Source organism: Agromyces rhizosphaerae (genome assembly GCF_027925245.1).
Lineage (GTDB): Bacteria > Actinomycetota > Actinomycetes > Actinomycetales > Microbacteriaceae > Agromyces > Agromyces rhizosphaerae.
The window spans coordinates 1,410,825-1,423,893 of sequence record NZ_BSDP01000001.1 but is presented as its reverse complement, the minus strand read 5'-3'; the positions used below and the strand labels follow the sequence as shown (position 1 = coordinate 1,423,893).

16 protein-coding genes are annotated in these 13,069 nt (G+C 73.5%); 12 read left to right on the top strand and 4 right to left on the bottom strand.

The window, feature by feature from the left end; translation table 11 throughout:
• The first annotated feature begins 67 nt into the window (after nucleotides 1–67).
• From QMG39_RS06740 to QMG39_RS06705, 8 genes are all read left to right on the top strand, one after another.
• On the top strand, nucleotides 68–472 hold the full coding sequence (locus QMG39_RS06740) for a YtxH domain-containing protein (RefSeq protein ID WP_281883340.1): 405 nt from the start codon (nucleotides 68–70) through the stop codon (nucleotides 470–472).
• Nucleotides 473–488: 16 nt separating this feature from the next.
• The gene (locus tag QMG39_RS06735; RefSeq protein WP_281883338.1) at nucleotides 489–896 is read left to right on the top strand and encodes a phage holin family protein; all 408 of its coding nucleotides are present in this window, start codon (nucleotides 489–491) and stop codon (nucleotides 894–896) included.
• On the top strand, nucleotides 886–1,176 hold the full coding sequence (locus QMG39_RS06730) for a DUF3618 domain-containing protein (RefSeq protein ID WP_281883336.1): 291 nt from the start codon (nucleotides 886–888) through the stop codon (nucleotides 1,174–1,176). Before QMG39_RS06735 ends, QMG39_RS06730 begins: the two co-directional genes overlap by 11 nt.
• Before the next feature lie 45 nt (nucleotides 1,177–1,221).
• Nucleotides 1,222–2,331 carry an SAM-dependent methyltransferase gene (locus QMG39_RS06725; protein WP_281883334.1) on the top strand — a complete coding sequence of 370 codons (1,110 nt, stop codon included), beginning with the start codon at nucleotides 1,222–1,224 and terminating at the stop codon, nucleotides 2,329–2,331.
• A gap of 111 nt (nucleotides 2,332–2,442) precedes the next feature.
• Entirely contained in the window at nucleotides 2,443–3,171 is a 729-nt protein-coding gene (hemQ, locus tag QMG39_RS06720; RefSeq protein ID WP_281883332.1) for a hydrogen peroxide-dependent heme synthase, read from the top strand.
• Entirely contained in the window at nucleotides 3,171–4,433 is a 1,263-nt protein-coding gene (locus QMG39_RS06715; protein ID WP_281883329.1) for a ferrochelatase, read from the top strand. The genes hemQ and QMG39_RS06715 overlap by 1 nt, the downstream gene beginning before the upstream one ends.
• On the top strand, nucleotides 4,430–5,380 hold the full coding sequence (hemC, locus tag QMG39_RS06710) for a hydroxymethylbilane synthase (RefSeq protein WP_281883327.1): 951 nt from the start codon (nucleotides 4,430–4,432) through the stop codon (nucleotides 5,378–5,380). The genes QMG39_RS06715 and hemC overlap by 4 nt, the downstream gene beginning before the upstream one ends.
• Nucleotides 5,377–6,192 (top strand): uroporphyrinogen-III synthase, encoded by an 816-nt coding sequence (locus QMG39_RS06705; RefSeq protein ID WP_373878310.1) that lies wholly within the window; start codon nucleotides 5,377–5,379, stop codon nucleotides 6,190–6,192. Before hemC ends, QMG39_RS06705 begins: the two co-directional genes overlap by 4 nt.
• Before the next feature lie 235 nt (nucleotides 6,193–6,427).
• Here QMG39_RS06705 and QMG39_RS06700 read toward each other — a convergent pair whose 3' ends face one another.
• Both QMG39_RS06700 and QMG39_RS06695 read right to left on the bottom strand, forming a co-directional pair.
• Nucleotides 6,428–7,342, bottom strand: coding sequence for an SDR family NAD(P)-dependent oxidoreductase (locus QMG39_RS06700; RefSeq protein ID WP_281883325.1), 915 nt, complete (start codon nucleotides 7,340–7,342; stop codon nucleotides 6,428–6,430).
• A gap of 249 nt (nucleotides 7,343–7,591) precedes the next feature.
• Entirely contained in the window at nucleotides 7,592–7,909 is a 318-nt protein-coding gene (locus QMG39_RS06695) for a hypothetical protein (protein ID WP_281883324.1), read from the bottom strand.
• A gap of 106 nt (nucleotides 7,910–8,015) precedes the next feature.
• Here QMG39_RS06695 and hemB point away from each other — a divergent pair, with 106 nt between their 5' ends.
• The 3 genes from hemB (at nucleotide 8,016) to QMG39_RS06680 (ending at nucleotide 10,887) form a co-directional block, all read left to right on the top strand.
• Complete coding sequence (gene hemB / locus QMG39_RS06690) at nucleotides 8,016–9,014, top strand: porphobilinogen synthase (RefSeq protein ID WP_281883322.1); 999 nt, start codon at nucleotides 8,016–8,018, stop codon at nucleotides 9,012–9,014.
• Nucleotides 9,011–10,399, top strand: coding sequence for a glutamate-1-semialdehyde 2,1-aminomutase (gene hemL / locus QMG39_RS06685; protein ID WP_281883319.1), 1,389 nt, complete (start codon nucleotides 9,011–9,013; stop codon nucleotides 10,397–10,399). Before hemB ends, hemL begins: the two co-directional genes overlap by 4 nt.
• A gap of 119 nt (nucleotides 10,400–10,518) precedes the next feature.
• Nucleotides 10,519–10,887, top strand: a complete 369-nt coding sequence (locus tag QMG39_RS06680; RefSeq protein ID WP_281883317.1) for a hypothetical protein — start codon at nucleotides 10,519–10,521, stop codon at nucleotides 10,885–10,887.
• Nucleotides 10,888–10,914: 27 nt separating this feature from the next.
• Here the strand turns inward: QMG39_RS06680 and QMG39_RS06675 are convergent, their stop codons facing one another.
• Nucleotides 10,915–11,295 (bottom strand): DUF1304 domain-containing protein, encoded by a 381-nt coding sequence (locus tag QMG39_RS06675; protein ID WP_281883316.1) that lies wholly within the window; start codon nucleotides 11,293–11,295, stop codon nucleotides 10,915–10,917.
• A gap of 146 nt (nucleotides 11,296–11,441) precedes the next feature.
• Here QMG39_RS06675 and lhgD point away from each other — a divergent pair, with 146 nt between their 5' ends.
• A complete protein-coding gene (lhgD, locus tag QMG39_RS06670; RefSeq protein WP_281883313.1) occupies nucleotides 11,442–12,650 on the top strand; it encodes an L-2-hydroxyglutarate dehydrogenase in 1,209 nt (402 codons plus the stop codon).
• A gap of 67 nt (nucleotides 12,651–12,717) precedes the next feature.
• Here the strand turns inward: lhgD and QMG39_RS06665 are convergent, their stop codons facing one another.
• Nucleotides 12,718–13,005 carry a putative quinol monooxygenase gene (locus tag QMG39_RS06665; RefSeq protein ID WP_281883311.1) on the bottom strand — a complete coding sequence of 96 codons (288 nt, stop codon included), beginning with the start codon at nucleotides 13,003–13,005 and terminating at the stop codon, nucleotides 12,718–12,720.
• Nucleotides 13,006–13,069 lie beyond the last annotated feature (64 nt).

Sequence of the window (13,069 nt, the reverse complement as noted above, 5' to 3'; positions counted from 1 at the left end):
ACCCCTTGCGCGCGTGCACTCCGGGTCTACGCTGGAACCTGACGCGCTCGTTGCAGAAGGGGAACGCATGAAGGGCAAGCTCCTGTTCGTCGTCGGTCTCGCCACCGGATACGTGCTCGGTACTCGCGCGGGGCGCGAACGCTACGAGCAGATCAAGTCGGCCGCCGAGAGGGTCTGGAACCAGCCGGCGGTGCAGCAGGGCGTCGGAACCGCGAAGGAGTTCGCGCTCTCCCGCGTCGGCGACGTCAGCGACAAGGTGCTCGACGGCACCAAGAAGCTCGTGCGCCAGGCCACGAAGGCCGCCTCGAGCGTGCAGGAGGCCGCGGCCGAGGGGGTCGCCGAGGCCAAGCAGGCCCCCGCCGCCAAGACCCCGGCGAAGAAGCCCGCGGCGAAGAAGCCGGCCGCCAAGTCCTCGACGACGAGGTCGGGTGCGAAGACCACGTCGACGTCGTCGGACTCCTCCGACAGCTGACCTGAGGAGGGCAGGCATGGCTGCACCCACGGACAAGGACCGCTCGCTCTTCACCCTCATCGGCGATGTGCCGGCGCAGGTGCAGGCACTCGTCCAGGCCGAGATCGAGCACTTCAAGGCCGAGCTCGCCTACAAGGCGAAGCACTTCGGCACGGGCGCGGGGCTCGTCATCGCCGCGGCGTTCGTGGCGATCTTCCTGCTCGGCACGCTGATCGCCACGGGCATCCTCGCGCTCTCGCTCGTGCTGCCCGGCTGGGCGGCCGCGCTCATCGTCTCCGGCATCCTGCTGCTGTTCATCGTGATCCTGGTCGCGATCGCGCTGGCGATGTTCCGGCGCGGGGCCGAGCCGCCGGGCGACGACGCCTCCGACAGCGTGAAGAAGGACATCGACGCGATCAAGGGAGTGGGCGACTATGAGCGCTGAGACCCGTGACGCCGCGAAGGCGAAGCGCAACCTGTCGCGCGTCGAGGCGCGCGCCGAGGCCGCCGTGGCCCGGGCCGACCTCGCTGCGACCCTCGACCTGCTCGAGGACAAGCTGAACGTGCCCAAGCAGGCGGCGCTGGCGAAGGAGCGCGCGATGGCGCGCTTCCGCCGCATGCGCTCCGACTCGCCGGGCACGCTCATCGGCATCGGGATCGGCGCCGTCGCGGTGGTCGCGGCGGGCGTGCTGCTCGTGGTGCGCGCACTGGGCGACGACGACTGACGCGAGCCGGCGCAGGGCCGGCTGGCGAACACCCGGGGGGCGACGATGTCGACGGGGGAGCAGGGCGGGGCGGATGCCCCTGAGAGCGACGTCGACGCGTTCGCCGAGCGCGTCTTCGGGTCGGTGCTCGGCGCGTTCGAGACGCTGAGCATCCACGTCGGCGATCGCCTCGGCTGGTACGACGTGCTGACGCGCGAGCCGTGCACGGCGGGCGAGCTCGCGGCCGCGACCGGGACCGACCCGCGCTACGCGCGCGAGTGGCTCGAGCAGCAGGCCGCCTACGGAATCCTCGAGGCGAGCGCGGAGACCGGCCCCGAGGCATCCGCCGCCCGTCGCTACACGCTGCCGCCGGCGCACGCCGAGGTGCTCGCCGACCGGCACTCGCTGGCCTACTCCGCGCCGCTCGCGCGCATGTTCGCGGCCGCGGGGCGCGCGATCGACCCGCTGCTCGACGCCTACCGGGGCGGCGGCGGGGTCTCCTGGGCCGAGCTCGGGGAGGACGCGCGCGACGCGCAGGGCGACATCAACCGGCCGTGGTTCGAGCAGCGCCTCGCGCCCGACCTCGCCGGCGTGCCGTGGCTGCAGGAGCTGCTCTCGCGGCCCGGCGCGCGCCTCGCCGACGTGGGGTGCGGGCACGGCTGGTCGTCGATCGCGCTCGCGAAGGCCTACCCCGAGGCGCGCATCGACGGGCACGACATCGACGTGCCGTCGCTCGAGGCGGCCGAGGCGCACGCGCGCGAGGCGGGCGTCGACGACCGGGTCGCGTTCTTCCGCGCGGGCGGCGACGAACTCGCGGCGCCCGGCACCTACGACGCCGCGTTCGTGTTCGAGGCACTGCACGACATGCCGTTCCCCGTCGAGGTGCTGCGGTCGGTGCGCGAGGCGCTCGCGCCCGACGGCGTGGTCGTGATCATGGACGAGGCCGTGGGCGAGGAGTTCACCGCGCCCGCCGACGAGGTCGACCGCATCATGTACGGCTACAGCCTGTTCATCTGCCTGCCCGACGGGCTGTCGACGCCCGGCTCGGTGGGCACCGGCACGGTCATGCGCCAGGCGACGCTCGAGGCGTACGCACGCGAGGCCGGCTTCGGCGCGACCGAGGTGCTGCCGATCGAGGGCTTCGCGGCGTTCCGGTTCACCGCCCTGCGGCGGTAACGCTTTCCCGGCCGCCCCGGCATAACGCTCGGGTAACGGTCGGGCCGTGACGCACGCTCTCACGCGACACGGCTTTTGGCGCAACGAGCGGTCCGGGGGGAGGATAGGGCTATGTCAGACCCCGCTGCCGAGGCGGCAGCCGACGAGAACCAGACCGATTCCGCCGCACCGCAGGGCTACGCCCTGTTCGCGGTACTCCGCACCGACCCCGCCCGCCCCGACGACTTCGACGGCCACGACGTGCCGCGGGTCGTGGCGCAGCTCGACGACGTCGTCGCCGTCGTCGAGTCGGAGGGCATCACGGTGCGCGGCTTCTACGACGTCTCCGGCCTCCGTGCCGATGCCGACGTCATGATCTGGCTGCACGGCCCCGATGCCGAGGGTCTGCAGTGGGCCCTGCGCGAGCTGCGCAGGTCGCGCCTGCTCAAGGCGCTGCTGCCGACCTGGAACGCCATGGGCGTGCACCGCGACGCCGAGTTCAACCGGGCGCACGTGCCCGGCTTCCTCCGCGGCGAGGAGCCGCGCGCGTGGCTGACCGTCTACCCGTTCGTGCGCAGCTACGACTGGTACCTGCTCGACCCGGGCGAGCGCGGGCAGATGCTCGCCGAGCACGGGCGCAAGGGCGCGGCCTACCGCGGCGTCGTCGCGAACACCGTGGCCGCGTTCGCGCTGGGCGACTACGAGTGGCTGCTGCCGATGGAGGCCGACGAGCTCACCGACCTCGTGGACATGATGCGCGACCTGCGTGCGACCGACGCGCGTCGCCACGTGCGCGAGGAGGTGCCGTTCTACACGGGCCGCCGCGTCACGACCGCCGAGATCGTGGAGGTGCTGCAGTAATGGCCGCCGCGAACCTCGGCTCCACCGGCGCCGAGAGCGCAGATCGCGACGTGGCGAGGGGGCGCAAGCCCGCCCCCGCGGCATCCGCCCCCTGCGCACCCGGGGCGATCGTGCCCGGCGCGACGCCGGCCGCGCAGCAGGGCCCCGAGCACGTGACCGAGCCGGTCGAGTACGACGCGATCCTGCTCGCCGGCTTCGGCGGCCCCGAGGGGCAGGACGACGTGATCCCGTTCCTGCGCAACGTCACGAGCGGCCGCGGCATCCCCGACGAGCGGCTCGAGGAGGTGGCGCACCACTACCGCCACTTCGGCGGCGTCAGCCCGATCAACCAGCAGAACCGCGACCTCAAGGCCGCCCTCGAGGCCGAGCTCGCGCGTCGCGGGGTCGACCTGCCGGTGATCTGGGGCAACCGCAACTGGGACCCGTACCTGAACGACGCGCTGCGCGAGGCGGCGGATGCGGGTGCGACGCGCCTCATCGCCATAGCGACGAGCGCCTACAGCTCGTACTCCAGCTGCCGCCAGTACCGCGAGGACTTCGCCGACGCGCTCGCCGACACCGGCCTGGGCGAGACCGTGCAGATCGACAAGGTCGGCCAGTTCTTCGACCACCCCGGCTTCGTGACGCCGTTCGTCGAGGGCGTGCGCGACGGGCTCGCGAAGCTCCTCGCAGACGACCCCGAGCTGGCCCGCGACCAGGTCGAGGTGCTCTTCGCCACCCACTCGATCCCGTCGACCGACGCCGCGAAGTCCGGCCCGGCCGAGCGCGGCTTCGGCGAGGGCGGCGCATACGCGGCCCAGCACCTCGCGGTCGCCGAGGTCGTGATGCGCGAGGCGGGGGCATCCGACGTGCCCTGGCAGCTCGTGTACCAGTCGCGCTCGGGGCCGCCGTCGATGCCGTGGCTCGAGCCCGACATCAACGACGCGATCGCCGAACTGCCCGCGGCCGGCCGCCGCGCCGTCGTGATCGTGCCGCTCGGGTTCGTGAGCGACCACATGGAGGTGCTCTGGGACCTCGACAACGAGGCGCTCGAGTCCGCCGAGGAGCACTCGCTCGCCGCGGTGCGCGTGCCGACGCCGGGCACGCACCCGGCATACGTGTCGGGGCTCGTCGACCTCGTGCTCGAGCGCGTGCAGGGCACGCCTCCGGCCGAGCGGCCGCGAATGACCGAACTGGGCCCCTGGTACGACGTGTGCCGGCCCGGCTGCTGCGAGAACGTGCGGCTGGGCTTCCGGCCCGCGCTGGCGGGGATCGCACCGTGACGGTCATCCGCGTCGGCACCCGGGGCAGCGCGCTCGCGCTGGCGCAGACGCGTCAGGTCGCCGAGCGGCTGGCCAAGGCGGCCGGGGCGGAGATCGAGTACGTGACCGTCACGACCGAGGGCGACATCTCGCGCGCCTCGCTCGCGTCGCTCGGCGGCACCGGGGTCTTCGCGACCGCGCTGCGCGAGTCGCTGCTCGCGGGGGAGTGCGACGTGGTCGTGCACTCGCTGAAGGACCTGCCGACGGCCGAGCACGAGGGGCTGCGGCTCGGCGCCGTGCCCAAGCGCGCCGACGTGCGCGACGCGCTCTGCGCCGCAGACGGGGCCACCCTGGCGACGCTGCCCGAGGGGGCCAGGGTCGGCACGGGGTCGCCCCGCCGCATCGCACAGCTCGGCGCCGCGCGGCCCGACGTCACGGCCGTCGACATCCGCGGCAACATCGACACGCGGCTCGGCAAGGTCGCCGACGGCGAGCTCGACGCGGTGCTGCTGGCGGCAGCCGGACTCGGTCGGCTGGGGCGAGCGGATGCGGCCACCGACCTGCTGCCGATCGAGGACTGGCCGACCGCGCCGGGGCAGGGCGCGCTCGCGCTCGAGGTGCGCGCCGAGCGCGGATCGCGCGAGCTCGAGCGCGGGCTCGGCTCCGTCGACCACGGCACGACCCGCGCGACGGTGCTCGCGGAGCGCCTCGTGCTGGCCGGGCTCGAGGCTGGATGTTCGGCACCGATCGCGGCCCACTCCTTTGTGGACGACGACCTGATCTTCCTCACGGCCACTGTGTACAGTGGCGATGGAACGCAGCGGGTGACCAGCTCGCACGCGGCTACACCCGAGAGCCGCCGGGCGTCGGACCTCGCCGATGCCGCCCGAGAGGTCGCCGCGCGCGCGGTCGAAGAGCTCCTCGGCAACGGTGCCGCCGAACTCGCACCGAAGGAGGAGGCACCGTGAGCGAATACGAGCCGGTCACCGGCGCGATCAACCTCCCCAATCCGCGTGCGGAGAAGCCGCTCGCCGGCTGGCGCGTGCTCGTGCCCCGCGGCGGTCCCTGGGGCGACAGCGTCGCCGCGAGCCTGCGCATGCGCGGGGCGTCGCCGATCGTCGCTCCCATGATCAACTTCGCCGCCACCGACGACGCGCCCGCGCTCGAGGCGGCGCTCGGCCGGCTCGCCGCCGGCGCGTTCGACTGGGTCACCGTGACCAGCGCCACCACCGTCGACGTGCTGAGCTCGCACCGCGCCGTCATCCCGCCGACCACGAAGGTCGCGGCGGTGGGCGAGTCGACCGCGGCGGCGCTCATCGCCGCCGGCTATCGCGCCGACCTGGTTCCCTCCGAGGACAACTCGGCCCAGGGCCTGCTCGACGAGTGGAGCGCCGCGACCGAGGGCGCCTTCCCGCTGCGCGTGCTCGCACTGCGCTCGGCCATCGCGAAGCAGGTGCTGAGCGTGGGCCTCGCTCGGGTCGGCCACCACGTCGAGGCGGTCGTCGCCTACCGCACGGTCGGCGTGCCGGTCGCGCAGAGCGTCATCGACGACGTGCGCGCGGGCAACGTGCGCGCACTGCTGGTCACCTCGGGCAGCGTGGCCGAGCAGGTGCACGGCCAGTTCGGCCCCATCCCCGAGCACACGCTCGTCGCGGCCATCGGCCCGCAGACCAAGCACGACGCCGAGGAGATCGGCCTCCGCGTCGACGTCGTCGCCTCCGACCGCAGCGCCGAGTCGCTGATCGAGGCGGTCGTGAAGGCCGCGACGCAGCAGGCCTGAGCCCGCCGGGGCGTCGGCCGGCCTGAGCCGTTCGTCCGGCCCGCGCCTCCGCGCCCCGCCGCGCCCCCCGCCCCCGCCGTCCCGCGCCGTCCCGCGCCGTCCCGACGCGGGCGACACTCCCGTATCGGCCAGTCTGCGTCGCCCGGGCCAGCCATGCAGGGCTGGCCGGTACCGCGCAGACTGGCCGCTGCGGACGCGGTACTCCGGGGGCGGGCGGATGCCCCGGGGCATCCGCTCAGTTCGCGGGGGTGCGCGCGGGTGCCGTGTCGCCGGCCTTCGCGACGATGCCGCGCATGATCGACCAGTAGCCCACGGGGGCGAGGCGCGTCACGAGGTCGCTGAGGCGCGCGTCGCGGCCCACGAAGATGCGCGGTCGGCGACGCTCGATGCCGTCCACGATCAGCTCGGCGGCCTGCTCGGGAGTCGTCTTGTAGAGCGCGGCCTGCGCGTCGGCGGCGCGCGACGCCACGTCGGCGTCGACCGTCGCGGCGACGCGGGCGTGGTGGATGATGCCCGTGCGCACGCCGCCGGGGTACACGGCCGAGACGGTCACGTCGGTGCGCTCGAGCTCGTGGCGCAGCGCGTCGGTGAACCCGCGCACGGCGAACTTCGACGTGACGTACGGCACTCGGCCGGCGGGCGCGGCGAGCCCGTACAGGCTCGAGACGTTCGCGAGGTGCGCGGCGGGACGCTCGCGGAGCAGCGGTAGGAACGCCTTCGCGAGCGCCACGGTGCCCCAGAGGTTCACGTCGACGACCCAGCGGAACTCGTCGATCGTGAGCTGCTCGAACGTGCCGAGCATGGAGACGCCCGCGCAGTGCAGCAGCACGTCGACGCGGCCGTGCTCCGCGAGCACCGCGTCGGGCAGCGCGGCGACGGCGTCGAGGTCGGTGAGGTCGACGACATGGGCGGATGCCTCGGTGCCGGCCGCCCGGAACTCCTCGACGAGCGTCGCGAGCACGTCGGCGTTGCGGTCGACCAGGGCGAGGCGCGCGCCGCGCCGTGCGAGCAGCCGGGCCGACTCGAGCCCCATGCCGCTCGCCGCGCCGGTGACGACGCAGACCGCGTCGTCGAGACGGAGCCGTCGCCGTCGGCGCCTGGCGACCGGTTCGGCCTGGGGTGCGGGGCTGGACTGGGGGGTCGTGCGCATGGGGATCCTCGGGTTCCGCCGACGGCCTCCTCGCCGCCGGTCGTCGCAGGACGCTAACACGCCGCCCGTCCCGCCCCCGAATCCGGCCTACCGATGGGCGCTTTTCAGGAGCGAGCGGCCCGGCGTGGTGGAATCCGGCGTGGAATGGGCGAGATCCGGCCGACTTCAACCACTTTCGGGGCCGACGTGCCGCATTCCGCCACCGGCCGGGCCGGCGTTCCTGAAAAGCGCCCCTGCCCGCGGCGGGTGTCAGGCGTCGATGTCGAAGTGGTCGACCGTCGTCTCGCGGTCGAGGAGGTAGCGGTCGTCCTCGTCGTAGAACACCGCGCGCGAGATGTCGTCGCCGGCGAACCCGCGGATGTCGTCGCGCGACCGCCAGAACGACACCGTGCGCACCTCGCACCGGCCGTCGTCGAGGTCGCGGAAGCAGATCAGCGCGCCGAGGTTGCCCGGCGTGCGCCGGTACTCGGCGAGGCCCGTGCGCTCGATGTAGTCGGCGTACGCGGCCCGGTCCTCCGGCCGGATCCACCCGGTCCAGCTGCGCATCACTCGTCCGAACCCGTCCATGCCGCCTCCCAGCCCCGCGGCCGCCACCCGCCTGCGGATGCAGCCAGTATCCCGCGCGGCACCCGCTCCCGGCGGACGCGCAGCACCGCCCGCGTAGGCTTGTCGGGTGAGTGCTGCGCCCCGCCCCCGCATCCGTCCGCGCCGGCTGCGCCAGTCGCCGGCGTTCCGCCGGCTCGTCGCCGAGACCCGGGTGCACCCGGCCGACCTCGTGCTGCCGATCTTCGTGCGCGAGGGCGTCGACGAGCCGATGCCCATCGCATCCATGCCGGGCGTCATGCAGCACAGCCTCGACTCGGTGCGGCGGGCGGTGACGGATGCCGCGGAGGCCGGTGTCGGCGGCGTCATGCTGTTCGGCGTGCCCGAGGTCCGCGACGCGCGGGGCTCGGGTGCGACCGATCCCGACGGCATCCTCAACGTCGCGACCCGCGTGGTGCGCGAGGAGGCCGGCGACGCGCTGATCGTGCAGACCGACCTGTGCCTCGACGAGTTCACCGACCACGGCCACTGCGGCCTCGTCGACGACCGCGGCGTCGTCGACAACGACGCGACCCTCGAGCGCTACGCCGAGATGGCGCTGCAGCAGGCGCGCGCCGGCTCCCAGCTGCTCGGCCTCTCGGGCATGATGGACGGCCAGGTCGCCGCCGTGCGCGACGCGCTCGACGAGGCCGGCCACACCGACACCGCGCTGCTCGCCTATTCGGGCAAGTACGCCTCCGCGTTCTACGGCCCGTTCCGCGACGCGGTCGAGTCGACGCTCGAGGGCGACCGCCGCACGTACCAGCTCGACCCGGCGAACCGTCGCGAGGGCGCGCGCGAGGCGGTGCTCGACATCGAGGAGGGCGCCGACGTCGTGATGGTCAAGCCCGCCGGCACCTACCTCGACGTGCTCGCCGACGTGGCCGCCACCAGCGAGGTGCCGGTCTGGGCGTACCAGGTCTCGGGCGAGTACGCGATGATCGAGGCGGCCGCCGCGCACGGATGGATCGACCGGCGCCGCGCCGTCGCGGAGTCCGTGCTCGGCATCCGACGCGCCGGCGCCGACGCCGTGCTCACTTACTGGGCGACCGAGCTCGCCCGCTGGATCACCGCAGGAGACACCGAATGACCGACCTCACGACCCAGACGGCCCCGGGCGTCGCGCCCGTCGACGTCAACGCCGAGCTGTTCGACCGCGCCCGCCGCGCGATCCCGGGCGGCGTGAACTCGCCCGTGCGCGCCTTCGGCTCGGTCGGCGGCACCCCGCGCTTCCTGGTCGAGGCGCGCGGCGCGACCGTGACCGACGTCGAGGGTCGCGAGTACGTCGACCTCGTCGCCGGGTGGGGCCCCGCGATCCTGGGGCACGCCGACCCGAGGGTGATCGAGGCGGTGCAGGATGCCGCGAGCCGCGGCCTCTCCTTCGGTGCATCGACCCCGGTCGAGACCGAGCTGGCCGAGCTCATCGAGGAGCGCGTCTCGCCGGTCGAGCGCTTGCGCCTGGTCTCGACCGGCACCGAGGCGACCATGAGCGCGATCCGCCTGGCGCGCGGCTTCACCGGCCGCGACGTGGTCGTGAAGTTCGCCGGTCACTACCACGGCCACTCCGACGGGCTCCTGGCCGAGGCCGGCTCCGGGCTCGCCACCTTCGCGCTGCCCGCGTCGGCCGGCGTGCCCGCCGACGTCACCGCGCTCACCATGGTGCTGCCGTACAACGACCTCGACGCCGTGCGCGACGCGTTCGCGGCGCACGGCGACCGCATCGCCGCCGTCATCACCGAGGCGGCCGCGGCGAACATGGGCGTCGTGCCGCCCGAGCCGGGCTTCAACGCGGCGCTCATCGAGCTCGCGCACCAGCACGGCGCGCTCGTCATCTCCGACGAGGTGCTCACGGGCTTCCGCGTCTCCGCCGGTGGCTGGTGGGGGCTCGAGAACGCGACCGAGGGCCCCTCGGTGTTCGCGAACCCGGGCGACCAGTACCTGCCCGACCTCATGACGTTCGGCAAGGTCATCGGCGGCGGCATGCCGGTCGCCGCCCTCGGCGGTCGCGCCGACGTCATGGACCTGCTCGCGCCCTCCGGCCCCGTGTACCAGGCCGGCACGCTGTCGGGGAACCCGGTCGCGGTGGCGGCGGGGCTCGCGACGCTGCGCGCGGCCGACGACGACGTGTACGCGCGGCTCGACGAGGCGGCATCCGTCATCTCGAGCGAGGTGTCGCGCCATCTGGCCGCCGAGGGCGTCGCCCACGCCGTGCAGCGGGCCGGCAACCTGTTCAGCTTCGCGTTCGGCGAGGAGGTCGCGGGCGGGGTGCGCGACTACGCCGGCGTGCAGCGCCAGGAGGCCTGGCGGTACGCGCCGTTCTTCCACGCGATGCTCGACGCGGGCGTCTCGCTGCCGCCCTCGGTCTTCGAGGCGTGGTTCGTGACGGCCGCGCACGACGACGCCGTGATCGAGCGCATCGTGTCGGCGTTGCCCGCGGCCGCGAAGGCCGCCGCGGCGGCGACACCCGCCGGCTGACCGCCTCCGGCGCGGCGCCCGCCCGCGGCCGGACGCTCGTGGAATCGTGCAGCGACCGGCTTCGGGCTTTGTGCGCGTCCGATACCGGATCCGGCATACGAGTCGGGCACACTTGATGCATGGCCAACCTCCGCGTCCACTCCGATCGGCTCGAGCTGCAGCTCACCGCCGCGGAGAAGTCGCTCGCCTTCCGGCGGTCCGACGTGGTGGTGCAGCGCGAGGACATCCGCTCGGCGATCATCACCGAGGACCCGTGGATCTGGGTGCGCGGCATCCGCAGCCGCGGTTCGGTCGTGCCGCTCGTCGTCGCGGTCGGGGAGTGGAAGTCGCACGGCGGCACCGACTTCGTGCTCGTGAAGGGCAAGCGCCAGGCCGTCGTGCTCGATGTCGCCGGCGAGCAGTACTCCCGGCTGGTCGTCAGCACCAACCGCGCGGTCGAGCTCATCGAGTCGCTGAAGCTCGCCGACGCCGCCACGCCCGACGAGTAGCCCGGGTCGCCCCGGCGGGGCATCCGCTCAGGCGAACAGGAACAGCACGAACCCGATGAGCGGCAGCGTGCCCTGGATCAGCGCGGGCCGCAGGTAGCCGGGCCCCGTCGTCACGAGCACGGTCGCCGCGAGCACCATGCAGGCGGTGGTGAACAGCACCAGCGCGGTGCCCGCCCCGGTCAGGCCGACCCAGAACAGCACGAGGCCGAGCGCGGCGCCCAGCCCGAGGAACAGGTTGTAGAACCCCTGGTTGTACGCCATCGGCCGCATCGTGTCGGCCTGCTCCTGGCTGCGCACGCCGAACACGCGCCATGTGGACGGTCTCGACCAGCGCACGCTCTCGAGCACGAAGATGTAGGCGTGCAGCAGTGCGGCGAGGGCGACGACGATGCTCGCGAGGACGGCCATGGGCGCCAGCGTACTCGCGCGGCGCCGCCACGCGTGGCATGCGGCGTGCTGGAATGGGTGCCCGTGCGCGACCACGGCGCGGAGGGCTCCGGGAGGGCATCGATGACGACGAGGCGGCTCACGCCAACCGCAGGGCGGACACCCTGATGGCGGGCACGACCGGCATCGTCGGCGGCGGCATCGTCGGCATCGCGCTCGCCCGCGCGCTGACGCAGCGCGGCGACGACGTGACGGTGTTCGAGAAGGAAGCCCGACTCGCCCAGCACCAGACGGGCCACAACTCGGGCGTCGTGCATGCCGGCCTCTACTACAAGCCGGGGTCGCTGAAGGCGACGTTGTGCTCCGCCGGTCGCGCGTCGATGCGCGACTTCTGCCTCGAGAAGGGGCTGCCGTACCGCGAGGTCGGCAAGCTCGTCGTCGCGGTCGACGAGACCGAGCTCGACGCGCTCGCCGAGATCGAGCGGCGCTCCATCGCGAACGGCGTGCCCGACCTCGCCCGCATCGACGACGTGGGCAGGCTCCGCGAGATCGAGCCCCACGTCGCCGGAGTCGCCGCGGTGCACTCGCCGCACACCGCGGTGGTCGACTACGCGTCGATCACGGAGGCCATGGCGCAGGACGTGCGAGCGGCCGGTGGTGGCATCCGCCTCGGCCACGAGGTCACCGGCCTCGCCGTCGAGCAGGGTCGCGTGCGGGTCACGACCCCGGTCTCGGACGATGTCTTCGACCGGGTCATCGTGTGCGCGGGGCTGCAGTCCGACGTCGTCGCGCGGCTCATCGGCGCCGACCCGTCGCCGAAGATCCTGCCGTTCCGCGGCGAGTACTGGGAGCTCGCCCCCGAGCGCACCGACCTCGTCAACGGCATGATCTACCCCGTGCCCGACCCGCGCTTCCCGTTCCTCGGCGTGCACTTCACGCGCGGCGTCTACGACAACGTGCACGTCGGTCCGAACGCGGTGCCGGCACTGCGTCGGGAGGGCTACAACTGGCTGCAGTGGTCGGCGAAGGACACCTGGGAGTCGCTGCGCTGGCCCGGCGCCTGGCCGCTGGCCAAGCAGCACTGGCGCATGGGCGTCGACGAGATCTCGAGCTCGCTGATCAAGTCGCTGTGGTTCCGCAAGGCGCGCCGGTTCGTGCCCGAGCTCACGATGGGCGACCTCACGCACAAGTCCGGCGCGGGCGTGCGCGCGCAGGCCTGGGGTCGCGGTGGTGAGCTGCTCGACGACTTCGCGGTCGACCGGGTGGGCCCGGTCACCCTGCTGCGGAACGCCCCGTCGCCCGCCGCGACCAGCTCGATCGCGATCGCCGACTACGTCGTAGAGAACTTTCTGGGCGAGCACGCGGCCGCAGACTAGATGCATGACGAAGCCCGGCGCCGCCGTCCGGCGATCGCCGAGCTTCGTGGTGCGTAGGGTGCCTGTGTCAGAGCGCTTCGGCGACGGTGACCTCGGCCGGGGCGGTCGTGAGGCCCTCGAGGCCTTCGCGTAGCACCTGCACGGGCGCGCCGGTGCTGTGTGCGTCGAGCGCGTCGCGCGACGCCCAGCGCTCGACGATGAGGAACGAGCCGTCGTCGGCGAGGTGCGGGTCGTACTGGAGACATCCGTCCTCGGCTCGGATGCCGGCGAGCGCCGCCCGCACGACGGCTGCAGCCTGCTCGACCGACTCGGAGGCCGGGTGGAGTCGTGCGACGACCGTGACCGCTGTGCTCATGCTTCGTTCCCCCCCCCAGATCATCCTGGCGAAGGTCTCGAGGTACTCGAGCTTCTCGCGCTGC

Bases quoted from the DNA above. Each gene is read 5' to 3' on its own strand.
- QMG39_RS06665 (WP_281883311.1), bottom strand. From the start codon at position 13,005: ATGAGCACAGCGGTCACGGTCGTCGCACGACTCCACCCGGCCTCCGAG.
- QMG39_RS06675 (WP_281883316.1), bottom strand. From the start codon at position 11,295: ATGGCCGTCCTCGCGAGCATCGTCGTCGCCCTCGCCGCACTGCTGCAC.
- hemL (WP_281883319.1), top strand. From the start codon at position 9,011: ATGACCGACCTCACGACCCAGACGGCCCCGGGCGTCGCGCCCGTCGAC.
- QMG39_RS06735 (WP_281883338.1), top strand. From the start codon at position 489: ATGGCTGCACCCACGGACAAGGACCGCTCGCTCTTCACCCTCATCGGC.
- QMG39_RS06680 (WP_281883317.1), top strand. From the start codon at position 10,519: ATGGCCAACCTCCGCGTCCACTCCGATCGGCTCGAGCTGCAGCTCACC.
- QMG39_RS06700 (WP_281883325.1), bottom strand. From the start codon at position 7,342: ATGCGCACGACCCCCCAGTCCAGCCCCGCACCCCAGGCCGAACCGGTC.
- QMG39_RS06740 (WP_281883340.1), top strand. From the start codon at position 68: ATGAAGGGCAAGCTCCTGTTCGTCGTCGGTCTCGCCACCGGATACGTG.
- QMG39_RS06725 (WP_281883334.1), top strand. From the start codon at position 1,222: ATGTCGACGGGGGAGCAGGGCGGGGCGGATGCCCCTGAGAGCGACGTC.
- QMG39_RS06695 (WP_281883324.1), bottom strand. From the start codon at position 7,909: ATGGACGGGTTCGGACGAGTGATGCGCAGCTGGACCGGGTGGATCCGG.
- lhgD (WP_281883313.1), top strand. From the start codon at position 11,442: ATGGCGGGCACGACCGGCATCGTCGGCGGCGGCATCGTCGGCATCGCG.
- hemQ (WP_281883332.1), top strand. From the start codon at position 2,443: ATGTCAGACCCCGCTGCCGAGGCGGCAGCCGACGAGAACCAGACCGAT.
- QMG39_RS06715 (WP_281883329.1), top strand. From the start codon at position 3,171: ATGGCCGCCGCGAACCTCGGCTCCACCGGCGCCGAGAGCGCAGATCGC.
- QMG39_RS06730 (WP_281883336.1), top strand. From the start codon at position 886: ATGAGCGCTGAGACCCGTGACGCCGCGAAGGCGAAGCGCAACCTGTCG.